Source organism: Pseudomonas sp. MF09156, assembly GCF_059862305.1.
The window spans coordinates 96,148-116,836 of the sequence record NZ_JCBCUR010000007.1 but is presented as its reverse complement, the minus strand read 5'-3'; the positions used below and the strand labels follow the sequence as shown (position 1 = coordinate 116,836).

23 protein-coding genes are annotated in these 20,689 nt (G+C 61.5%); 8 read left to right on the top strand and 15 right to left on the bottom strand.

All coding sequences use genetic code 11. From position 1 onward, the window contains the following. Positions 1–128 precede the first annotated feature (128 nt). The 10 genes from thrC to ffh all read right to left on the bottom strand — a co-directional run bounded on the left by thrC (position 129) and on the right by ffh (position 9,012). Positions 129–1,538, bottom strand: coding sequence for a threonine synthase (thrC, locus tag AC19YY_RS17570; protein WP_170058311.1), 1,410 nt, complete (start codon positions 1,536–1,538; stop codon positions 129–131). 66 nt (positions 1,539–1,604) lie between these two features. Continuing rightward, positions 1,605–2,909 (bottom strand): homoserine dehydrogenase, encoded by a 1,305-nt coding sequence (locus tag AC19YY_RS17565; RefSeq protein WP_029296281.1) that lies wholly within the window; start codon positions 2,907–2,909, stop codon positions 1,605–1,607. Positions 2,910–3,036: 127 nt separating this feature from the next. After that, a complete protein-coding gene (dsbC, locus tag AC19YY_RS17560) occupies positions 3,037–3,768 on the bottom strand; it encodes a bifunctional protein-disulfide isomerase/oxidoreductase DsbC (RefSeq protein WP_169955683.1) in 732 nt (243 codons plus the stop codon). Between the two features lie 141 nt (positions 3,769–3,909). Then, positions 3,910–4,806, bottom strand: a complete 897-nt coding sequence (xerD, locus tag AC19YY_RS17555) for a site-specific tyrosine recombinase XerD (protein ID WP_500604594.1) — start codon at positions 4,804–4,806, stop codon at positions 3,910–3,912. 138 nt (positions 4,807–4,944) lie between these two features. Continuing rightward, on the bottom strand, positions 4,945–5,358 hold the full coding sequence (locus tag AC19YY_RS17550; RefSeq protein ID WP_057437995.1) for an acyl-CoA thioesterase: 414 nt from the start codon (positions 5,356–5,358) through the stop codon (positions 4,945–4,947). Between the two features lie 82 nt (positions 5,359–5,440). Then, positions 5,441–5,791 (bottom strand): 50S ribosomal protein L19, encoded by a 351-nt coding sequence (gene rplS, locus AC19YY_RS17545; RefSeq protein ID WP_003175895.1) that lies wholly within the window; start codon positions 5,789–5,791, stop codon positions 5,441–5,443. A gap of 45 nt (positions 5,792–5,836) precedes the next feature. Continuing rightward, on the bottom strand, positions 5,837–6,610 hold the full coding sequence (gene trmD / locus AC19YY_RS17540; RefSeq protein ID WP_024077235.1) for a tRNA (guanosine(37)-N1)-methyltransferase TrmD: 774 nt from the start codon (positions 6,608–6,610) through the stop codon (positions 5,837–5,839). Beyond that, positions 6,592–7,128 (bottom strand): ribosome maturation factor RimM, encoded by a 537-nt coding sequence (gene rimM / locus AC19YY_RS17535; protein WP_010565276.1) that lies wholly within the window; start codon positions 7,126–7,128, stop codon positions 6,592–6,594. The genes trmD and rimM overlap by 19 nt, the downstream gene beginning before the upstream one ends. A gap of 5 nt (positions 7,129–7,133) precedes the next feature. Beyond that, complete coding sequence (gene rpsP / locus AC19YY_RS17530) at positions 7,134–7,385, bottom strand: 30S ribosomal protein S16 (protein ID WP_003175899.1); 252 nt, start codon at positions 7,383–7,385, stop codon at positions 7,134–7,136. Between the two features lie 250 nt (positions 7,386–7,635). Continuing rightward, a complete protein-coding gene (gene ffh / locus AC19YY_RS17525; RefSeq protein ID WP_029296179.1) occupies positions 7,636–9,012 on the bottom strand; it encodes a signal recognition particle protein in 1,377 nt (458 codons plus the stop codon). 234 nt (positions 9,013–9,246) lie between these two features. Here ffh and AC19YY_RS17520 point away from each other — a divergent pair, with 234 nt between their 5' ends. From AC19YY_RS17520 to AC19YY_RS17510, 3 genes are all read left to right on the top strand, one after another. Further along, positions 9,247–10,059 (top strand): cytochrome C assembly family protein, encoded by an 813-nt coding sequence (locus AC19YY_RS17520; protein WP_407073441.1) that lies wholly within the window; start codon positions 9,247–9,249, stop codon positions 10,057–10,059. 12 nt (positions 10,060–10,071) lie between these two features. Then, complete coding sequence (locus AC19YY_RS17515) at positions 10,072–11,310, top strand: transporter associated domain-containing protein (RefSeq protein ID WP_169956633.1); 1,239 nt, start codon at positions 10,072–10,074, stop codon at positions 11,308–11,310. A gap of 352 nt (positions 11,311–11,662) precedes the next feature. Beyond that, the gene (locus tag AC19YY_RS17510) at positions 11,663–12,973 is read left to right on the top strand and encodes an MFS transporter (RefSeq protein WP_169878379.1); all 1,311 of its coding nucleotides are present in this window, start codon (positions 11,663–11,665) and stop codon (positions 12,971–12,973) included. A 78-nt stretch (positions 12,974–13,051) separates the two neighbouring features. Here the strand turns inward: AC19YY_RS17510 and purT are convergent, their stop codons facing one another. The 5 genes from purT to AC19YY_RS17485 form a co-directional block, all read right to left on the bottom strand. Next, positions 13,052–14,233: a formate-dependent phosphoribosylglycinamide formyltransferase gene (gene purT, locus AC19YY_RS17505; RefSeq protein ID WP_076962107.1), complete on the bottom strand. Its 1,182-nt coding sequence runs from the start codon at positions 14,231–14,233 to the stop codon at positions 13,052–13,054. A 69-nt stretch (positions 14,234–14,302) separates the two neighbouring features. Beyond that, on the bottom strand, positions 14,303–14,770 hold the full coding sequence (locus AC19YY_RS17500) for a VUT family protein (RefSeq protein WP_029296170.1): 468 nt from the start codon (positions 14,768–14,770) through the stop codon (positions 14,303–14,305). 146 nt (positions 14,771–14,916) lie between these two features. After that, positions 14,917–15,132, bottom strand: coding sequence for a DUF1289 domain-containing protein (locus tag AC19YY_RS17495; RefSeq protein WP_133715832.1), 216 nt, complete (start codon positions 15,130–15,132; stop codon positions 14,917–14,919). Next, positions 15,129–15,653 (bottom strand): gamma carbonic anhydrase family protein, encoded by a 525-nt coding sequence (locus AC19YY_RS17490; RefSeq protein WP_070994759.1) that lies wholly within the window; start codon positions 15,651–15,653, stop codon positions 15,129–15,131. Before AC19YY_RS17490 ends, AC19YY_RS17495 begins: the two co-directional genes overlap by 4 nt. A 35-nt stretch (positions 15,654–15,688) precedes the next feature. Beyond that, positions 15,689–16,291, bottom strand: a complete 603-nt coding sequence (locus AC19YY_RS17485) for a CoA pyrophosphatase (protein WP_029296164.1) — start codon at positions 16,289–16,291, stop codon at positions 15,689–15,691. A 146-nt stretch (positions 16,292–16,437) separates the two neighbouring features. Between AC19YY_RS17485 and AC19YY_RS17480 the strand changes: the two genes are divergently transcribed. From AC19YY_RS17480 to AC19YY_RS17460, 5 genes are all read left to right on the top strand, one after another. Continuing rightward, positions 16,438–16,986, top strand: a complete 549-nt coding sequence (locus AC19YY_RS17480) for an NUDIX hydrolase (RefSeq protein WP_500604593.1) — start codon at positions 16,438–16,440, stop codon at positions 16,984–16,986. Positions 16,987–17,021: 35 nt separating this feature from the next. After that, positions 17,022–17,525: a L,D-transpeptidase family protein gene (locus tag AC19YY_RS17475; RefSeq protein ID WP_169956643.1), complete on the top strand. Its 504-nt coding sequence runs from the start codon at positions 17,022–17,024 to the stop codon at positions 17,523–17,525. 261 nt (positions 17,526–17,786) lie between these two features. Next, on the top strand, positions 17,787–18,545 hold the full coding sequence (locus AC19YY_RS17470; RefSeq protein WP_169956645.1) for a GntR family transcriptional regulator: 759 nt from the start codon (positions 17,787–17,789) through the stop codon (positions 18,543–18,545). A 9-nt stretch (positions 18,546–18,554) separates the two neighbouring features. Beyond that, positions 18,555–19,661 carry an N-acetylglucosamine-6-phosphate deacetylase gene (gene nagA, locus AC19YY_RS17465; protein ID WP_169956647.1) on the top strand — a complete coding sequence of 369 codons (1,107 nt, stop codon included), beginning with the start codon at positions 18,555–18,557 and terminating at the stop codon, positions 19,659–19,661. Next, on the top strand, positions 19,642–20,664 hold the full coding sequence (locus tag AC19YY_RS17460) for an SIS domain-containing protein (RefSeq protein WP_169956649.1): 1,023 nt from the start codon (positions 19,642–19,644) through the stop codon (positions 20,662–20,664). Before nagA ends, AC19YY_RS17460 begins: the two co-directional genes overlap by 20 nt. The last annotated feature ends 25 nt before the right edge of the window (positions 20,665–20,689 follow it).

The following is a 20,689-nucleotide window of genomic DNA, read 5'->3' as shown; positions in this document are numbered from 1 at the left end:
GGCTATCGCGAGCAAGCCCGCTCCCACATTGGTGCTTCGGTGAGCGATGTACCCCAAATAAAAACGACGTTTCCCATCACGGGGTAAACGCCGTTTTTTCAAGCAAACAACATTGAGTCAGCCAAGACTCAGAGCGGCTTACCACGATTGCCATGCTGGCTGACGAACGCCTGAATAGCCGTCAGATCATTAGGCAATACCGTGCAACGCTCTTCCCGCTCAAACAGGTCAGCCAGGTGCGGCGGCAGTTCCAGAGCCTTGCCGACACCGGCCTTCTGCACCGCCTCAGGGAATTTCACCGGGTGGGCCGTGCCGAGGATCACCATCGGGATATCCAGGCTGCGCCGGCATTCGCGCGCGGCCTTGACGCCAATGGCGGTGTGCGGGTCCAGCAGCTCGCCGGTCTGGGCATAGACTTCAGCGATGGTCTCGCAGGTCTGGGCATCGTCCACGGCCAGGGAGTCGAACAGCTTGCGGGTCTCGGTCCAGCGCTCCTGATCGACGCTGAAACCGCCACCCTGCTTGAAGCTGTCCATCAGGCCGGCCAGGGCCGCGCCGTTACGACCGTGCATGTCGAACAGCAGGCGTTCGAAGTTCGACGAGACCATGATGTCCATCGACGGCGACAAGGTCGCGTGCAGGGTTTCCTTGACGTACTGGTTGCCGCTCATGAAGCGGTGCAGGATGTCGTTGCGGTTGGTGGCGACGATCAACTGGTTGATCGGCAGGCCCATGTTGCGCGCCAGGTAGCCGGCGAAGATATCGCCGAAGTTGCCGGTCGGCACCGAGAACGACACCGAACGCGCCGGCCCGCCCAACTGCAGCGAGGCGTGGAAGTAGTAGACGATCTGGGCCATGATCCGCGCCCAGTTGATCGAGTTCACCGCAACCAGGCGCGTGCCTTTAAGGAAGCTCTGGTCAGCAAAGCTGGCCTTGACCATTTCCTGGCAGTCGTCGAAGTTGCCTTCGACCGCGATGTTGTGGATGTTCTCGCCAAAGATGGTGGTCATCTGCCGGCGCTGCACGTCCGATACACGGTTGTGCGGGTGCAGGATGAAGATGTCGACGTTTTCGCAGTGCTTGCAGCCTTCGATGGCCGCCGAGCCGGTATCACCGGAGGTGGCACCGATGATCACCACGCGCTCGCCGCGTTTCTCCAGCACGTAGTCCAGCAGGCGGCCGAGCAATTGCAGGGCAAAATCCTTGAACGCCAGGGTCGGGCCGTGGAACAGCTCCAGCACCCATTCGTTGCCGTTCAACTGGCGCAGCGGGGCGATGGCGTTGTGGGAAAACACGCCGTAGGTTTCTTCGAGGATCTTCTTGAAGTCAGCATCGGGGATGCTGCCGGTGACGAACGGGCGCATGACCCGGAACGCCAACTCGTGGTATGGCAGGCCGGCCCAGGAGGCGATTTCTTCCTGGGTGAAGCGTGGCAGGTTTTCCGGCACGTACAGGCCGCCGTCAGTGGCGAGGCCTGCGAGCAGGACGTCTTCGAAATTCAGGGCCGGTGCCTGGCCGCGGGTGCTGATGTAACGCATGACTGGCTCCTCTACAACATTCTTGAACAGAGGCCGCCGAACCTGCGGGGCCTCTGCAACCTATCGTTAGTTCAGGTGTTCGACACGGATCCGTACCACCGGCCCGACCACGCCTTGCAGAGCTTCCAGGGCGGCGATGGCATCGTTCATGTGCTGTTCCAGCACCCGGTGGGTCAGTAGGATCATGGGCACCAGGCCGTCGTGTTCTTCGACTTCCTTCTGCATGATCGACTCAATATTGATGCCACGCTCCGAGAGGATGCTGGCCACCTGGGCCAACACGCCTGGATGATCCTTGGCCTGGATTCGCAGGTAGTAGGAGCTTTCGCAGGCTTCGATCGGCAGGATCGGGTGGGCCGACAGCGAATCCGGCTGGAACGCCAGGTGCGGCACGCGGTTTTCCGGGTCGCTGGTCATGGCGCGGACCACGTCCACCAGGTCGGCGATCACCGACGAAGCGGTGGGTTCCATGCCGGCGCCAGCGCCGTAGAACAGGGTCGAACCGGCCGCATCACCATTGACCATCACCGCGTTCATCACGCCATTGACGTTGGCGATCAGGCGGTCGGCCGGGATCAGGGTCGGGTGCACGCGCAATTCGATACCGGCAGCGGTGCTGCGCGCCACGCCCAGGTGCTTGATGCGGTAGCCCAGGGCTTCGGCGTAGTTCACGTCGGCGGTGGTCAGCTTGGTGATGCCTTCGGTGTAGGCCTTGTCGAACTGCAGCGGGATCCCAAAGGCGATGGACGCCAGGATGGTCAGCTTGTGCGCCGCGTCGATACCTTCCACGTCAAACGTCGGGTCGGCTTCGGCGTAACCCAGGGCCTGGGCTTCGGCCAGCACGTCTTCGAAGGTACGGCCCTTCTCGCGCATTTCGGTAAGGATGAAGTTACCGGTGCCATTGATGATGCCGGCCACCCAGTTGATACGGTTGGCCGACAGGCCTTCGCGGATCGCCTTGATCACCGGGATACCGCCAGCGACTGCGGCTTCGAACGCCACGATCACGCCCTTCTCGCGGGCCTTGGCGAAGATTTCGTTGCCATGCACGGCAATCAGCGCCTTGTTGGCGGTAACCACGTGCTTGCCGTTTTCGATGGCCTTGAGCACCAACTCACGGGCGACGGTGTAGCCGCCGACCAGTTCGATGACGATATCGATTTCAGGGTTTGTGGCCACGTCGAAGACATCGTTGGTAATCGCAATACCGGTCGTTTGGTACTGAGGCTTTGGCGTACGCATGGCAATTTGTGCCACTTCAATCCCACGCCCTGCACGGCGGGAAATTTCCTCAGCATTACGCTGAAGTACGTTCAAGGTGCCGCCACCGACGGTCCCTAACCCACAGATGCCTACTTTGACCGGTTTCACTGAAGAACTCCCCATGAAACGGCCGACTCAAGGTCGGCCGTGAAAAACAGCCGCACAACTGCGGCTCGCTATTAATGACCCGCCGACGGGTCGGCGGGTCTGACCGTCAAAGGCTCGACGATACTGTTTATTTGGCACCCAGCGCCAGTTTGGCGATTTGTGGGGCCGGCTGGTAGCCCGGAATGACCTGGCCGTCAGCCAAGACGATGGCCGGCGTACCGTTCACGCCAATCGACTGGCCCAGGTTGAACTGCTTGGCGACCGGGTTGGCACAGGCAGCAGCCTTGATGTCCTTGCCGTCGACCATCTTGTCCATGGCGCCTTTTTTGTCAGCCGAGCACCACACCGCCTGCAACTGCTTGTCACCCGGCGAACCCAGGCCCTGGCGCGGGAACGCGACGTAGCGCACTTCGACGCCCATCTTGTTCAGCTCAGGCACTTCGGCGTGCAGCTTGTGGCAGTACGGGCAGGTGGTGTCGGTGAACACGGTGATGTGGGTCTTGGTCTCGCCAATGGCCGGGTACACCACGGTTTCGGCAACCGGGATGGCGTTGATCAACTTGGACACGCCCAGGCGCTCGGCCTTCTCGGTGAGGTTGACCGGCTTGCCGTCTTTCAATTGGAACAGGTAGCCCTGGACGATGTACTGGCCGTCGGCGCTGGCATACAGCACGCGGCTGCCCTTGAGCTTGACTTCATACAGGCCGGCCATGGGGCTGGCGCTGATGCTTTCGACCGGAGTTTCGAGTTGGAGGCTTTCCAGACTCTTACGGATTGTCTTCTCGGCGGCGTCATCGGCGACGGCAAAGGTTGAGACCAACGCAATGGCTGCGGCGGCAAAAATCTGGGTCAAGCGCATGGGAACTCCTGAAGGCAGATGCAGGGACGAAGGCCAGGACGCCGATCTGGAAACACGGCTCGGGACCGTCCCCTTTGCAAACCGGCAAAGCCTACCACAATTGGGCGCCAGGGCAGACGCCGACGGCCAAATTGGGGCCTGTCAGCCCCTTGGGTGATGTTTGGCATGCAGGTCCTGCAACCTTGCGCGCGCCACGTGGGTATAAATCTGCGTGGTCGACAGGTCGCTGTGGCCCAGCAACATCTGCACCACGCGCAAATCCGCGCCATGGTTGAGCAGATGGGTGGCAAATGCATGGCGCAGGGTATGGGGGGACAGCGACTTGCCGATCCCGGCCACCTTGGCCTGGTGCTTGATGCGATGCCAGAAGGTCTGGCGGGTCATCTGTTCGCCGCGCAGGCTGGGAAACAGCACGTCACTGGGGCGCCCGCCGAGCAACTCGCTGCGGGCATCGCGCATGTAGCGCTCGACCCACACGATCGCCTCTTCACCCATGGGTACCAGGCGCTCCTTGCTGCCCTTGCCCATCACCCGCAACACGCCCTGGCGCAGGTTGACCTGCTCCAGGGTCAGGCTGATCAGCTCGGTGACGCGCAGGCCGCAGGCATATAAGACTTCCAGCATGGCGCGGTCACGCTGGCCGATGGCTTCGCTCAGGTCGGGCGCGGCCAGCAGGGCCTCGACGTCGGCTTCTGACAAGGACTTGGGCAACGGCCTGCCGAGCTGCGGCATATCGACTTGCAGGGTCGGATCGACAGCAATCAGCTTTTCCCGCAGCAAATAGCGATAAAACCCACGCACTCCCGAGAGGAATCGTGCAGTGGAGCGCGGCTTGTAGTTTTGCTCAAGACGCCAGGCCAAGTGATCGAGAATCAACTCGCGCCCGGCATGGCTCAGTTCGAGGTTTTTCTCCAGCAACCAGCCATTGAACAGGGCCAGGTCGCTGCGGTAGGACTGGCGAGTGTTGTCCGACAGGCCTTTTTCCAGCCAGAGGGCGTCGAGGAAGCGGTCGATCAGGGGGTGGTCAATGGCGGACATGGGCGCTCGAACGGAGAAAAGAATGGGTAGATCCTATCGCAGCCGCGCTCTATGTAGGAGCCGGCTTGCCGGCGATGGCGGTCTCACGTACTGCGGTGTTGCTGCGGCCCTCATCGCCGGCAAGCCGGCTCCTACGGGTCAATCCACAAACCCAGGCAACACCGGCACCGGCCGCTTATCGTCATCAATTGCGACAAAGCTGAACACACCCTGGATCGCCTTCTCGCGGCCATCGGCACTCATGCTCTCGACAAATACTTCCACTTCCACCTTGAGGCTGGTGTTGCCAACCTTGATCACGCGGCCAATCAGTTCGACGATGGAACCGGCCGGTATCGCGTGATTGAAGTCGATACGATCGGTAGACACCGTCACCAGCGGCAAACGGCAAAAACGCGTGGCGGTGATGAACGACACTTCGTCCATCCAGGCCAACGCAGTGCCGCCAAACAGGGTGTTGTGGTGGTTGGTGGTCGGCGGGAATACGGCCTTGGTGACGTGGGTCACGGACAGGTCGGTGCGGCGCTGGATTTCTTCGAGGCGGGTGGTCATGAACGGGTTCCGGGCAATGGGCAAATTTCAGGCACAAAAAAGCAGCCCGTAGGCTGCTTTTTTCTGCATCGGGAAGCTGGACTTAAGCCAGTTTTTCCTTGATGCGAGCTGCTTTACCGGACAGGTCACGCAGGTAGTACAGCTTGGCTTTACGTACGTCACCGCGACGTTTAACGGCCATGCTGTCGATTTGCGGGCTATAGGTCTGGAAAGTACGCTCTACGCCAACACCGTTGGAGATTTTACGAACAGTGAAAGCACTGTTCACACCACGGTTACGCTTGGCGATTACTACGCCTTCGAACGCTTGCAGACGCGAACGGTCGCCTTCCTTCACTTTCACCTGAACGACAATGGTGTCGCCCGGGGCAAAGGTAGGGATCTCTTTGGTCATCTGCTCTGCTTCGAGTGCAAGGATGATTTTGTTAGTCATGCTGTGCTCCTAAGGTAAATCGTCGGATCTACCATCGATACGTTGTTAACTATCGTCCCGCGCGAGGATGTATTCCTCGAGCAGCTTCTTCTCTTCTCCAGAAAGCGAGCGGCTTTCCAGAAGATCGGCGCGTCGTTCATAGGTCCGACCAAGGGACTGCTGTAAACGCCAACGCCGGATGTGTGCGTGATTGCCACTTAGCAACACGTCGGGAACACGCTGATCCGCATACACCTCCGGTCGGGTGTAGTGCGGGCAATCCAGCAAACCATCCGTGAAGGAATCTTCCTCCGCGGAGTCCGCATGCCCTAAAGCTCCAGGCAGCAGTCGTGTAACCGCATCTATCAGGACCATCGCCGGCAGCTCACCGCCAGACAGGACATAGTCCCCAATCGACCACTCTTCATCGACATGAGCTTCAATAAAACGCTCGTCAATGCCTTCATAGCGACCGGCAATCAGGATCAGTGCTTCCTCATTCGCCAGTTCGCGTACCGCAGCCTGTTTCAGCTGGCGGCCTTGAGGGGACAGGTAAATTACCTTCGCCTTCTCCCCTGCTGCTGCCTTGGCCTGAACCAGGGCGTCTTCCAGGGGCTTGATCTTCATCACCATGCCCGGGCCACCGCCAAAAGGGCGATCATCCACAGTGTGATGTCGATCCGTCGTGTAGTCTCGCGGGTTCCAACAAGTAAGCTGCAAGAGCCCTTGTTTCACCGCCCGACTGGTGATGCCGTACTCGCTGATGGCGGAAAACATCTCGGGAAACAAACTGATCACTTCAATGCGCAAATTAGCCACGCTTAGAAGTCCGCGTCCCATTCCACCTTCATCTCGCCCGCTGCCAGGTCGACGGCCAACACGCATTGCTCGGTATACGGCAACAGGCGTTCGCGATCATCCAGGCTGCCAGCGCAAGGCTTGACCACCATTACATCATTGGCGCCGGTTTCCAGAAGATGATCGATTTTCCCGAGCAATTGCCCGAGTTGATCAATAACCTTCAGACCTTCCAGCTGGTACCAGTAGTACTCGCCATCGGTCAATTCAGGGAACAGGTTGCGCGGCACACAGATCTCATAACCGGCCAGAAGACGCGCTTCTTCACGATCATCGAGACCCTTGAGCTTTGCGACCAGGAACTTGTCGTTCCCGCGTCCACTGACCAGCTCGACCTGTTTCACACTACCTTCGCGCTTGAGCGTCCAGGTCTTGTACTGCAACAGGTTTTCAGTCGGATCAGTAAAGGAATACACCTTCACTTCGCCGCGAACGCCATGAACAGAGTAAATCTTGCCGATAACGATCAAATCATCAGCAACAGCTGGCGTCGCGTTCATATTGCTCAGGCTGCGGCCTTAGCCGAGTCCTTCAACAACTTGGCAACACGCTCGGATGGCTGTGCACCAACGCTCAGCCAGTAGGCTACGCGCTCTTGGTTCACGGACAGACGAACTTCTTGACCACGAGCAACAGGGTTGAAGAAACCAACCTGTTCCTTGTGCGAACCGTCACGCGGGTTGCGGCTGTCGGTTACGGTCAAGTGGTAAAACGGGCGCTTTTTGGAGCCGCCAAGGGCAAGACGGATTGTTAGCATGTGAACATCGTTCCTGTAGTCGGTGCTGCAAATCTAAATGCACAGCGGGCATGGGTGCCCGAAAGGCCGCATATTCTAAGGAATATCCGGACTTTTGCAAATGTCTTTTTCCGGCGCCTGACCGCGTGCCATTCAGATCTGCTATAGAGCCGTCGGTTAAAACGGCGAGTCAGCTCCCGCCAACGGCGGGTTTGCTGGAGATCCCACATCCCTGTGGGTCTGCGCAAGAGCGAACTCTTGCGCGAATTCTTTACATCTTCGGCATGCCACGACCGGGCATCATACCGCCCATGCCACGCATCATTTTGGCCATGCCGCCTTTGGCCGAGAATTTCTTCATCATCTTTTGCATCTGCTTGTGCTGCTTGATCAAGCGCCCGATGTCCTGCACCTGGGTGCCGGAACCCATGGCAATCCGACGTTTGCGCGAACCGCTGATCAGCTCAGGGTCACGGCGCTCGGCCGGGGTCATGGAGTTGATGATGGCTTCCATCTGCTTGAACTGCTTCTCTGCCGCGCCCTGGGCATTGCCCATTTGCGCCAGGTTCACACCGCCGATGTTCGGCAGCTTGTCCATCAGGCCGCCGAGGCCGCCCATGTTCTTCATCTGTTGCAACTGATCACGGAAGTCTTCGAGGTCGAAGCCCTTGCCCTTCTTCAGCTTCTTGGCCAGTTTGTCGGCCTTGTCCTTGTCGAGGGTTTGTTCAGCCTGCTCGATCAGGCTGAGCACGTCGCCCATGCCGAGGATCCGCGAGGCGATCCGCTCCGGGTGGAACGGCTCGAGCGCTTCGGTCTTCTCGCCCATGCCGATGAACTTGATCGGCTTGCCGGTAATTGCGCGCACCGACAGTGCGGCACCGCCACGGGCATCACCGTCGACCTTGGTCAGGATCACGCCGGTCAAAGGCAGCGCATCACCAAAGGCCTTGGCGGTGTTGGCCGCATCCTGGCCGGTCATGGCGTCGACCACGAACAGGGTTTCTACCGGGTTGATCGCAGCATGCAGCGCCTTGATCTCGCCCATCATCTCTTCATCGATGTGCAGGCGACCGGCGGTATCGACGATCACCACGTCGATGAATTTGAGCTTGGCTTCTTTAATAGCAGCGTTGGCAATGTCGACCGGCTTCTGGCTCAGGTCGGACGGGAAGAAGGTCACGCCGATTTCCCCGGCGAGCATTTCCAACTGCTTGATCGCGGCCGGACGGTAGACGTCGGCCGACACCACCATCACGGACTTTTTCTTGCGCTCTTTAAGGAAGCGCGCCAGCTTGGCAGCGGTGGTGGTCTTGCCCGCCCCCTGCAAACCGGCCATCAGCACAACGGCCGGTGGCACGGCGCTGAGGTTCAGGTCTTCGTTGGCCGCGCCCATCAGGCTTTCGAGTTCGGCCTGCACGACCTTCACAAAGGCCTGGCCCGGCGTCAGGCTGCGGGACACTTCAGTGCCAACCGCACGCTCCTTGACCGAGTTGACGAAATCCTTGACCACAGGCAAGGCAACGTCGGCTTCGAGCAACGCCATGCGCACTTCGCGCAGGGTGTCTTTAATATTGTCCTCGGTCAGCTTGGCCTTGCCGGTGACATGGCGCAGCGTCTGCGAGAGACGGTCAGTCAGGTTTTCAAACATGCGCGATCCTTTCAGGCCCTATTCATCGAAGTGCATCGGTAGACCGAGGTAATGGCGGCCCAGGCTGTGATAAATCGCTATTAAAAACAGCGCTCGGCGAGCCTGCGGCGTGGGCAGGTCGCGGATTATAGCGAAGACTGCCGCCATGCACACCCGCTGTCTGGCCCAGTGGTCTTTCGTGGAACGCAGGTGTGTGCCAAACTCATCGGCTTTCGGGCTTGCCTAACAGGATTTATGCTCCCTTTGTCACCCAGTTTGCTACCCAGTCTCGCCGCCGCACTCTTGTATGCCGCTGCGACCCTCTATCAGGGCACCCGCCTGGCCCAACGCGCCAGGGCGGACAAACGCCTGCTGGCCGGCCTCGGCGTGCTCGCCCTGGTGGCCCACGCTGCCAGCCTGTTCACCCACCTGATGACGCCAGTGGGCCTGGGCCTGGATTTTTTCAGCGCCGCCAGCCTGATTGCCGCCGCGGTCATCGCGTTGACGCTGCTGGCCTGCGCGCGGATCCCGGTGGAAAACCTGCTGTTGCTGCTCTTTCCCCTGGGCATGCTGACGGTGCTGCTGGCGCAATTCGCCCCCACCGGCACGGTGCAGGTAATTGATGAAGAGCCGGGCATCCTCGCGCACATCCTGTTGTCGATCCTGGCCTACGGCATGTTTACCATCGCCGTGTTCCAGGCATTGCTGCTGCTCTTGCAGGACCACCAGCTCAAGCACAAGCACCCTTCCGGGCTGATCAAGAACTTCCCGCCGCTGCAGACCATGGAAAGCCTGCTGTTCGGCTTTCTCTGGGCCGGCTGGACGCTGCTGTCGCTGTCGCTGATTTCCGGTTGGCTGTTCGTCGAGAACCTGTTCGCCCAGCACCTGGTGCACAAGACCCTGCTGGCATGCCTGGCCTGGGTGGTGTTCAGCGTACTGCTGTGGGGCCGCAATCGCCTGGGTTGGCGTGGGCACAAGGCAATCCGCTGGACCCTGGCCGGTTTCTGCCTGCTGATGCTGGCGTATTTCGGCAGCAAGCTGGTTCGCGAATTCATCCTGCATATCTGACGGGCAGCGATTATGGACAATTTGCCCCTGGAGCCGATGCTCGCCGTAGTCGCGCTGCTGGTCTTGTGGTCAGCGCTGTTTACCGCCATCGAAGCCGCCCAGCACCATTTGCTGGCCCTGCGCCCCGGTACACGCCAGGGCGACAAGGCCGCCGCCCGCCTCAGCTTCCCGCGCAATAGCCTGATCCTGTGCAATACCTTATGCCGCGCGGTGGTAGTGATTCTCTGCACCCTGCTGGCGCTTCATGCCTGGGCCGAAAACGGTCCCTGGCTCGGCTGGGTGATCTCCAGCGGGCTGCTGCTGGTGCTGGCCGATTACCTGCCGCGCACCCTCGCCACCCGCTACCCGCAGGCGGTGCTGGGGTTTGGCAATACGCTGCTGGGCGTGCCGCTGAAGATCCTCTACCCCTTGGCCTGGGTGCTCAATGGCCTCAGCCTGCTGTTGTTGCGCCCTTTCGCACGCAAGTCCGGGATCGTCAAGAAAAGCGACGAGCCACAGAGCGACCCGTCCGACGAGCAAGCGTCAGACGCGAACGATGACCCGACGTCAGGCATGCCGGGCATCCACGCCCTGGACAACATCACCGTCAATGACATCCTGGTGCCGCGCAGCGAAGTGGATGGCATCAACCTCGACGACCCTATCGAAGAGATCATCGAACAACTGCGCACCTCCCAGCGCACGCGGCTGCCGGTGTTCCACAGTGATATCAACCAGGTCGAGGCGGTGCTCAACACCCGGCAGATCCAGCACCTGCTGCCCGACGCCAGCCTGACCAAGGACGCCCTGCTCGCGGCCTGCCACGAGCCGTACTTCGTCCCGGAAAGCACGCCGCTGCAACTGCAACTGCTGAATTTCCACAAACAACAACGCCGCCTGGGCATGGTGGTGGACGAGTACGGCGAAGTGCTGGGCATCGTCACCCTGGAAGATATCCTGGAAGAAATCGTCGGCGAATTCGAAAGCGAGCAGAGCCTGGACAACCCGCTGATCCAGCCCCAACCTGACGGCCGCTATGTGATTGACGGCGCCGTATCGATCCGCGAGCTGAACAAGTGCCTGGGCTGGCACCTGCCCAGCGACGGCCCCAAGACCCTCAACGGCCTGGTGACCGAAGCGCTGGAGACCATTCCCGATTGCGCGGTGTGCGTGAAGATCGGCCGTTATCGCCTGGAAATCCTCGAAACTGAAGACAACCGGGTGAGCAAGGTGTTGATCTGGCATATCGGCTCAGCGCCGATTGCTACCTAAATCCGAGAGCAGGCTTGTGTGGGAGCGGGCTTGCCCGCGATAGCATCACCTCAGTGTCACTGATACACCATCGCGCCAGGATCGCGGGCGAGCCCACATTTGATCTTTCCAGCCCCAAAGACCGCGCTCCAGCCCTTGTTTGCAGCGCAAACCCCTTCCTATAATCAACCCCGCTTACCCAAGCCCCGCCCGACCGCGTGCTACCCGCACTGAGCGTGTCCAGGCACCGCGTCATCGTGTCTGACCGGTACTCGCTCCCATCCCGAGCCGACTCCGCGCACTGCCCTGATCCATGGGTGCAAGACCAATAAGAATCCGCGCCAAAGGCGCAATGACCATCAGGGATACCTCAATGAGCACCACCTATAACGAGGCCGCTCCCGCCGCCCCGACCAACTCGACCAGCCGCGTCGCGACCGCGAGCATCATCGGCACCGCCATCGAGTTCTACGACTTCTATATCTACGCCACGGCCGCCGCGCTGGTGATCGGCCCGGTGTTCTTCCCGCAGAGCTCCGGCACCGCGCAGATGCTGGCGGCGTTCCTGACCTTCGGTATCGCGTTCATCGCCCGCCCCCTGGGCTCGGCGCTGTTCGGCCATTTCGGTGACCGGATCGGGCGCAAGTCGACGCTGGTCGCCTCATTGCTGCTGATGGGCGTGTGTACCACCCTGATCGGCCTGTTGCCGGGTTACGACAGCATCGGCGCCTGGGCACCGATCCTGCTGTGCGTGCTGCGTTTCGGCCAGGGCCTTGGCCTGGGTGGGGAATGGGGCGGTGCCGCACTGCTGGCCACCGAGAACGCGCCCAAGGGCAAGCGCGCCTGGTTCGGCATGTTCCCGCAACTGGGGCCTTCCATTGGCTTTTTGGCGGCCAACGGGCTGTTCCTGATCCTGGCGATGAACCTGGACGATGAGCAATTTCGCAGCTGGGGCTGGCGCATTCCGTTCCTGCTCAGCGCCGCGCTGGTGATGGTGGGCCTGTATGCGCGCCTCAAACTGCACGAAACCCCAGTGTTCGCCAACGCCGTGGCCAAGGAAAAACCGGTGAAAGTGCCGCTGGTCGAGCTGTTCAGCCAGCATTGGTTGCAGGTGCTGCTGGGCGCGGCGGCGATGGTGGTGTGCTATGCGCTGTTCTATATCACCACGGCGTTTTCCCTGAGTTACGGCGTGAGCACCCTGGGCTACAGCCGCGAAACCTTCCTCGCACTGTTGTGCTTTGCCGTGCTGTTCATGGGCGCGGCCACCCCACTGGCAGCCCTGGCCAGCGACCGTTATGGGCGCAAACCGGTGCTGATCGTCGGTGCGGTGCTGGCGATTCTTTCAGGGTTCACCATGGAACCGTTGCTGACCCATGGCTCGACCTGGGCGGTGGCGCTGTTCCTGTGCCTGGAACTGTTCCTGATGGGCGTGACCTTTGCGCCGATGGGGGCGCTGTTGCCGGAACTGTTTCCGACACGCGTGCGTTATACCGGGGCGTCGGCGGCGTATAACCTGGGCGGGATCGTTGGCGCTTCGGCCGCACCGTTTTTCGCGACCAAACTGGTGGCGATGGGTGGGCTGAGTTATGTCGGCGGGTATGTGTCGGCGGCAGCGTTGCTCAGTTTGATTGCGGTGCTGTGCCTGAAAGAGACGCGGGATAACGATTTGAACAAGGTCGCCTGATAGACCGCTATCGCGGGCAAGCCCGCTCCCACATGTGCAATGCATTCCAATGTGGGAGCGGGCTTGCCCGCGATGCTTTTACAGCTCTACAACCACCGCCTGGGAAGCACGGGTCGCCTTGGCCCGGGCAGCCTCGATAGACTCATCCCGCGCCAGCGCCACGCCCATGCGGCGCTGGCCATTCACTTCTGGCTTGCCGAACAGACGCAATGCCGTGTCCGGCTCGCTCAGGGCCGCGCCGAGGTTGGCGAACGCTGTCTGGGTCGACTGCCCTTCCACCAGGATCACCGCCGAAGCCGAAGGCCCGAACTGGCGGATCAACGGAATCGGCAAGCCCAGGATCGCCCGCGCATGCAGGGCAAACTGCGACAAGTCCTGGGAAATCAAGGTCACCAGGCCAGTGTCGTGGGGGCGCGGCGAGACTTCGCTGAACCACACCTGGTCGCCCTTGATAAACAGCTCGACACCAAACAGGCCACGGCCACCCAGGGCCTCGGTCACGGCTTTGGCGACGCGCTCGGATTCAGCCAGGGCCGCCGGGCTCATGGCCTGGGGCTGCCACGACTCCTGATAGTCACCCTTCTCCTGACGATGGCCCACAGGCGCGCAGAAGGTGGTGCCACCCACGTGACGCACGGTCAGCAGGGTGATTTCGTAATCAAAGTCGATAAACCCTTCGATGATCACCCGGCCCTTGCCGGCGCGGCCGCCTTCCTGGGCGTAGTCCCAGGCTTTCTGCACATCATCGACGCTGCGCAACAGGCTTTGGCCCTTGCCCGACGAACTCATCACCGGCTTGACCACGCACGGGAAGCCCAGGTCTTCGACGGCCTTGCGATAGTCTTCCACGGTGTCGGCGAAGTGGTACGGCGAAGTCGGCAGGTCCAGCTCTTCAGCGGCCAGGCGGCGGATGCCTTCACGGTTCATGGTCAACAGCGCCGCGCGGGCGGTGGGGATCACGGTAAAGCCTTCAGCTTCCAGCTCCACCAGGGTGCCGGTGGCGATGGCTTCGATTTCCGGGACGATGAAGTGCGGTTTTTCCGCCTCGATCACCGCACGCAGGGCCGCGCCGTCGAGCATGTTGATCACGTGGCTGCGATGCGCCACCTGCATGGCCGGCGCGTTGGCGTAGCGATCCACGGCAATCACTTCAACGCCCAGGCGTTGCAGTTCGATTACCACTTCCTTGCCCAGCTCACCGCAGCCACACATCAATACGCGGGTCGCGGTTGGCGACAATGGAGTTCCGATTCGGGTCATCTCAGGTCCTCAGGGGAGCGGATCAGGGGGAGAAAGGCCGGCATTTTACATGAACGGCGGGCATTGGCCTCAGTTAGCGACACGCTGGCGCCGCAAACGCCAGGCCATGGCCAGCCACACCACGGTGACCCCGGCAAATTTCGAGGCCAGGGCGGTGCCGACCACAGCGGGCGTCAACGCGCCGATCAGGCCAAAAAAGATAAAGGTATCGAGGGGAATGCTCAGTGCCGAACTTATCCACAGCCGGTCGTGCAACGGGCGCTTGGTGATGCTGAAGACCAGCCAGTCGATGCACTCGGACACCGCGAACGCCGTGGCGCTGGCCAGGGCGATGGACGGGTCGGAGGTGATATAGGACAGCACCAGCGCCGCGAGCATGGCGATGATCGCCCCGTGGCCGAAGCGCGTTTGCACCATGTCCCGCAGGATAAACACCAGGCCACCCCAGGCGGACCAGATGACATCCAGGTGCGGGGCGGTGGAAAAGGCGAAGTTGATCAGCACGACGCTGCTGATATAGGCGATCAGGAAGAGCATGGGGCGAGGGACCTGTGGGCAAGGGGCACAGGGTACTGCACATTTAGAAATATGTCGTCTGGGCGGGCCTCATCGCGGGCAAGCCCGCTCCCACCTGTTGAAATGCATTCCAATGTGGGAGCTGGCTTGCCTGCGATAGCGGTGGCTCAGGCGTCAGACTTTCCGGGAATCATCCACAACACCCCACTGGCCTTCGCCCGCTCATGACACAGCCCCAGCACCACCCGGCGCTCGGCGTTGTCCATGCGGCTCCAACGGGTGATTTCGTCGACATTGCGCTGGCAACCGGTGCAGATATCGTCGTCATCCAGGGCACAAATACTCACGCAGGGCGAGGCGACGGGGCGTTCAACCGGGTTCATTCCGGCTGCTCGACCAGGTCACGGGCATAGCGCTGAGAGTTGTGCACATAGTGCGCAGCGCTGGCTTCGAGCATCCTCTTCTGCTGCTCGGTCAACTCCCGTACCACCTTGCCAGGCGAGCCCATTACCAGCGAGCCATCGGGGATTTCCTTGCCCTCGCCGATCAACGAATTGGCGCCGATGATGCAGTGCCGGCCAATCTTGGCGCCGTTGAGGATCACCGCATTGATGCCAATCAGGCTGTAGTCGCCGACGGTGCAGCCATGCAGCATGGCGTTATGCCCAACCGTCACACCGGTGCCCAGGGTCAGCGGGTAGCCCATGTCGGTGTGCATCACGCTGCCGTCCTGCACGTTGCTGTTCTTGCCGATCAGGATCAGCTCGTTGTCGCCACGCAACACCGCGTTGAACCAGACGTTGGCGCCCTCCTCGAGCTTGACCTTGCCTACCAGCGTGGCATTGGGAGCCACCCAGCTGTGTGGATGGGTCTCGACACGGGCATCGCCCAGGCGGTATTTCATGGTCTTCCCTCACGGCTTGCCATTCAAACGATGGCTTAAGTATTGATAAAGCTTTTTGGCGGGCGATGCAGGCTGATGTCGGCATCGTCATAGAGCAGGTTGATCAATTCGACGATCATGATCGCCGTCAGGCCCCAGATCTTGTATTCACCAAACCGATAGCTGGGCACATACCAACTGCGGCCCTGGTAATCGATGCGATGGGTGTGCTCGCGCGGGTCCTGGCGGAAAAACTCCAGGGGCACGCTGAACACGGCGGCAATTTCGGCGTCGTTGGCCAGGTACTCGACGTAATCGGGGATCACCCCCACATAGGGGGTCACGCGGATGCCGTGCAGGGAGATCAGGGGGCTCAAGGGCCCGATCACTTCCACCAGGCCCGGCGGCAGGCCGATTTCTTCTTCGGCCTCGCGCAACGCGGTGAACACCAGGTCGGGGTCTTCGGGGTCGCGGCGCCCACCCGGGAACGCCACTTCGCCGCCATGGGTCGACAGGCCGCTGGCACGCAGGGTCAGGATCAGCTCGGGTTCGTCACTGCGGGTAATCGGCACCAGCACCGCGGCCTCGGGGAAACGTCCGTCAGTTTCCAGCGTGCGTGGCGTGTGATTGCTTACCCGGCGAAGTAGCTCGTCCAGCATGAGTCATCTCGATCTGTTGGCTACCTTGCATCATGCACCAAAGCGTACGGGTGCCCAACCCCAAAACCCCGGCGGTGTCGCTAAACGACAACTTGCAGGCCACTGCCCTGCACGCCAAGATAGGCGCAGTCCCCAGGAACCCAAGCATGAACTTCTGCAGCCAGTGCGGTAAACCGGTCACCCAGCGCATTCCCGAAGGCGATACACGCCTGCGTTATGTGTGCGACCACTGTCAGACCATTCACTATCAGAATCCCAATATCGTCGCCGGCACCCTGCCCGTCTGGGGCAATCAGGTGCTGCTGTGCCGGCGCGCCATCGAGCCGCGCCTGGGCTACTGGACCCTGCCTGCAGGCTTTATGGAAAACGGCGAGACCGTCGAACAGGGCGCCCTGCGCGAAACCCTGGAGGAAGCCTGCGCCAGGGTGCGCAACCTGAGTATCTACACGCTGATCGACGTACCGCACATCAGCCAGGTGCATATCTTCTACCGCGCCGAACTGGTCGACCTGGACTTTGCCGCCGGCCCCGAGAGCCTGGAAGTCCGACTGTTCGATGAAGCGGACATCCCTTGGTCCGAGCTGGCTTTCCGCACGGTCAGGCGTACCTTAGAATGCTTTTTTGCCGACCGTCGGCAACAGGTGTTTCCCGTGCGCAGCGAATCGGTGCCACCCTTGACTCAGCCTGCACGATAACAATCGAAGGTCACCTTCAAAGGGATATCGCTTCAATGCGTTGGTTGCTTGCTCTGCTCTGCCTGTCGTTCGCCACGCTGTCGTGCGCCACCACCCTGCAAACCCTGGGCGGTAAACCCGTCGAGAAGATCCTGGTACTCAAGTCCGCGCACCAGTTGCAACTGATCAACGATGGCAAACCGCTGAAGACCTACCGCATTTCCCTGGGCAAGAACCCCAAGGGCCACAAGCTGATCGAAGGCGACCGCCGCACGCCAGAAGGCTTCTACTGGATCGACTGGCGCAAGACCAGCGACCGCTTCAACCTGTCGATGCATATCTCCTACCCCAATATCAGCGATGCCGCCCGCGCCCGCCGCGAAGGGGTCAAGCCCGGCAGCATGATCATGATCCACGGCACGCCTGACAGTGAGGAATACCCGGAACAGTGGTTCCACACCCTGGACTGGACCGACGGCTGCATCGGCATGCGCAATGTCGACATGCGCGAAGTGTGGAACCTGGTCAAGGACGGCACGATGATCGAGATCCGTCCGTAACCTCGACCGTTGGTAAAATAATTCAAAAAAAATCTACCTCTCCTACAGCCCCTGTCGATGAATACCATTTCACCGACAGGGGCTGCGTCTTTCTGCGCGCGATAAAGACCTCTCTAATACCACTTGATACCAGGCACCTTTAGGGTGCCTGTAAACAGGCATGTGCCCGCTTTTGGCGGCATTGACATGGTATTTAAGTGGTATTAATTTCCGGCCATTACCGGGCGACAACACTCCAATAACGCATCGGAAACCCTACAGATGAATCCCATCCAGACCCTGCGTCCTGACGATCGGCAATCCACGCCGCTGTACCTGCAACTGGCCCGCAATCTCGAAGCGGCTATCCATGCCGGCCAGTGGAAATCCGAGCAGGCCTTGCCCTCCGAGCGCGTACTCAGCGAACAGTTGAGCATCTCCCGGGTAACCGCCCGCAAAGCCCTGGAAGTGTTGTTCGCCCAAGGCCTGATCCGCCGCAGCCAGGGCTCTGGCACGTTTATCACGCCACGCCTGGAACAGCCGCTGTCGCGCCTCTCGGGGTTCAGCGAGATGTTGCGGCTCAAGGGGTTTGCCCCCAGTTCGCAATGGCTGGTGCGCGAAATCACCCCGCCGACCCATGAAGAGCTGATCCGCCTGTGCCTGTCGCCCACCGACAAAGTGGCGCGGCTCAAACGCCTGCGCAAGGCGGATGACACCGTGATGGCCATCGAAATGAGCGCCCTGCCCGCCTCGATCATTCCCAACCCCCAGGCCATCGGCAGTTCGCTCTACGAATACTTGGAAGGCATCGGCAAACCGGTGGTGCGAGCCCTGCAGCATATCCAGGCCATCAACGCCTCGGACGAGTTCGCCGCCCTGGTGGGCATCGCCCCCGGCACCGCCATGCTGCTGATGACTCGGGTCGGCTACACCGCCGACAACACGCCAATCGAGATCACCGACACCTACTGCCGCAACGACTACTACGACTTTGTCGCAGAGCTGCGTAGGTACGATTTTTCCGCTGAACTGCGGCCCTAGAGAACTGCCATGTCCGAAGACAATATCCTCACGCCCCACGGCTGGATTCGCGGCCGCCTGGTGCACCACGAAGGCAAGGTCGGCGCCGTCGAAGGCGTGCCTTGCGACCCGGCCGACAATGACCTGCCCTACCTGCTGCCGGGTTTTATCGACCTGCATGTGCACGGCGGCGGCGGCAAGGACATCATGGAAGGCAGCAGCGCCTTCGAGACCATCACCCGCACCCATGTGCGCTTCGGCACCACCTCGCTGCTGGCCACTACCATGACTGCGCCGGTCGAGGAAATCTCCCGGGTACTCGGCGAACTCGGCCAGTTCTGCGAACGGCGCCCGGCCGGCAGCGCCCGGGTGCTGGGCGTGCATCTGGAAGGCCCCTACATCAACCCAGGAAAACTCGGCGCACAGCCCAACTTCGCCCACACGGCATTGATGGCCGAGGTCGAGGAGTACCTGCGCCTGGCACCGATCCGGGTGATTACCATTGCCCCGGAAATCGCCGGGCATGACGCTTTGATCCGTGCCCTCAGCCAGCGCGGCGTGCGCATGCAGATCGGCCATACCCTGGGCAGCTATGAAGAAGGCGTCGCTGCGCTGGCGGCCGGCGCCACCAGCTTCACCCACCTGTACAACGCCATGAGCCCGCTGCATCACCGCGAGCCGGGCATCGTCGGCGCCGCCCTGGCCCACGCGCAATACGCCGAGCTGATCCCGGACCTGCTGCACGTGCACCCAGGTGCCATGCGCGTGGCCCTGCGTTCGATTCCCTGCCTGTACTGCGTCACCGACTCCACCGCCGCGGCAGGCATGCCCGACGGCGAATACAAGCTGGGCAGCCACACCGTGACCAAATGCCTGGGCGGCGTACGCCTGGCCGACGGCACCCTGGCCGGCAGCACCCTGACCATGGATCAGGCGCTGCGCAACCTGGTGAAGATCGGCCTGCCCATCAGCGAAGCCTCACAGCGTCTGTCGCAATTTCCTGCGGATTACCTGGGCCTGGAACAACGCGGCCGCCTGCAACCGGGCAGCTTTGCCGACTGCGTGCGCCTGGACCGCTCCCTGCACCTCACCGACGTAATGGTCGAAGGAGAAACCATTGACTTCAAAAATGCTTGAAGAGGCCCTGTCCTCCTGTGAGGCCGTCGCGGCCCAACTGCAATGCCTCGACCCGCTGCTGGCCGAGGTCGCCGGCCGCCTGCGCCGCCAGCCGCCGCAAGTGGCGATGACCGTCGCCCGTGGCAGTTCGGACCACGCCGCCAGCTACTTCGCCTACCTGACCATGCAGCACGTGGGCGTGCCCGTGGCGTCGCTGCCTATGTCGGTGGTGACCCTGGCGCAGGCGCCGCTGAAAGTCAGCGGCCAGGCGGCCTTCGGCTTCTCCCAGTCGGGGCAGAGCCCGGACCTGGTTAACAGCCTGCGCCTGCTGCGCAAGCGCGGGGCGCTGAGCGTGTCGATGGTCAATGCCGAAGATTCGCCCCTGGAAGCCGCCTGCGAATTCCATGTGCCGCTGTGCGCCGGCCCCGAACGCAGCGTGGCCGCGACCAAGAGTTTTATCGCCACCTTGAGCGCCAGCGCCCAGTTGGTCGGCCACTGGAACCAGGAAGACGGCCTGCTCGAAGCCTGCCACGCCCTGCCTGCCGGCCTGCGCGAAGCGGCGACCCAGGACTGGAGCCTGGCCATCGACGCCCTGCGCGATTGCCAGCGCCTGATGGTCATCGGCCGTGGCGCCGGGTTTGCCATCGCCCAGGAAGCCGCACTCAAGCTCAAGGAAACCTCGGCGATCCAGGCCGAAGCCTTCAGCAGCGCCGAAGTGCGCCACGGGCCGATGGCGCTGATCGACGACAACTACCCGCTGCTGGTGTTTGCCCCGCGCGGCGCCGAACAGCCGGGCCTGCTGACCCTGGCCACGGAAATGCGCCAACGCGGGGCCCGAGTGCTGCTGGCCGCGCCTGACGATATTGCCGAACGCGACCTGACCCTCAGCCGCGCCGAGCACCCGGCACTGGACCCGATCCTGGCAATCCAGAGTTTCTATGTGATGGCTGCAGGCCTGGCCCAGGCCCGGGGCATGGACCCGGATCAACCCCGCCACCTGAGCAAAGTCACCCGCACCCACTGAGTTGGTTTCTGTCGTTTCCTGATGA

Coding starts and splice junctions, on each gene's coding strand:
- thrC (WP_170058311.1), bottom strand. CDS start 1,538: ATGCGTTACATCAGCACCCGCGGCCAGGCACCGGCCCTGAATTTCGAA.
- dsbC (WP_169955683.1), bottom strand. CDS start 3,768: ATGCGCTTGACCCAGATTTTTGCCGCCGCAGCCATTGCGTTGGTCTCA.
- xerD (WP_500604594.1), bottom strand. CDS start 4,806: ATGTCCGCCATTGACCACCCCCTGATCGACCGCTTCCTCGACGCCCTC.
- AC19YY_RS17550 (WP_057437995.1), bottom strand. CDS start 5,358: ATGACCACCCGCCTCGAAGAAATCCAGCGCCGCACCGACCTGTCCGTG.
- rplS (WP_003175895.1), bottom strand. CDS start 5,791: ATGACTAACAAAATCATCCTTGCACTCGAAGCAGAGCAGATGACCAAA.
- trmD (WP_024077235.1), bottom strand. CDS start 6,610: ATGGGACGCGGACTTCTAAGCGTGGCTAATTTGCGCATTGAAGTGATC.
- rimM (WP_010565276.1), bottom strand. CDS start 7,128: ATGAACGCGACGCCAGCTGTTGCTGATGATTTGATCGTTATCGGCAAG.
- rpsP (WP_003175899.1), bottom strand. CDS start 7,385: ATGCTAACAATCCGTCTTGCCCTTGGCGGCTCCAAAAAGCGCCCGTTT.
- ffh (WP_029296179.1), bottom strand. CDS start 9,012: ATGTTTGAAAACCTGACTGACCGTCTCTCGCAGACGCTGCGCCATGTC.
- AC19YY_RS17520 (WP_407073441.1), top strand. CDS start 9,247: ATGCTCCCTTTGTCACCCAGTTTGCTACCCAGTCTCGCCGCCGCACTC.
- AC19YY_RS17515 (WP_169956633.1), top strand. CDS start 10,072: ATGGACAATTTGCCCCTGGAGCCGATGCTCGCCGTAGTCGCGCTGCTG.
- AC19YY_RS17510 (WP_169878379.1), top strand. CDS start 11,663: ATGAGCACCACCTATAACGAGGCCGCTCCCGCCGCCCCGACCAACTCG.
- purT (WP_076962107.1), bottom strand. CDS start 14,233: ATGACCCGAATCGGAACTCCATTGTCGCCAACCGCGACCCGCGTATTG.
- AC19YY_RS17500 (WP_029296170.1), bottom strand. CDS start 14,770: ATGCTCTTCCTGATCGCCTATATCAGCAGCGTCGTGCTGATCAACTTC.
- AC19YY_RS17495 (WP_133715832.1), bottom strand. CDS start 15,132: ATGAACCCGGTTGAACGCCCCGTCGCCTCGCCCTGCGTGAGTATTTGT.
- AC19YY_RS17490 (WP_070994759.1), bottom strand. CDS start 15,653: ATGAAATACCGCCTGGGCGATGCCCGTGTCGAGACCCATCCACACAGC.
- AC19YY_RS17485 (WP_029296164.1), bottom strand. CDS start 16,291: ATGCTGGACGAGCTACTTCGCCGGGTAAGCAATCACACGCCACGCACG.
- AC19YY_RS17480 (WP_500604593.1), top strand. CDS start 16,438: ATGAACTTCTGCAGCCAGTGCGGTAAACCGGTCACCCAGCGCATTCCC.
- AC19YY_RS17475 (WP_169956643.1), top strand. CDS start 17,022: ATGCGTTGGTTGCTTGCTCTGCTCTGCCTGTCGTTCGCCACGCTGTCG.
- AC19YY_RS17470 (WP_169956645.1), top strand. CDS start 17,787: ATGAATCCCATCCAGACCCTGCGTCCTGACGATCGGCAATCCACGCCG.
- nagA (WP_169956647.1), top strand. CDS start 18,555: ATGTCCGAAGACAATATCCTCACGCCCCACGGCTGGATTCGCGGCCGC.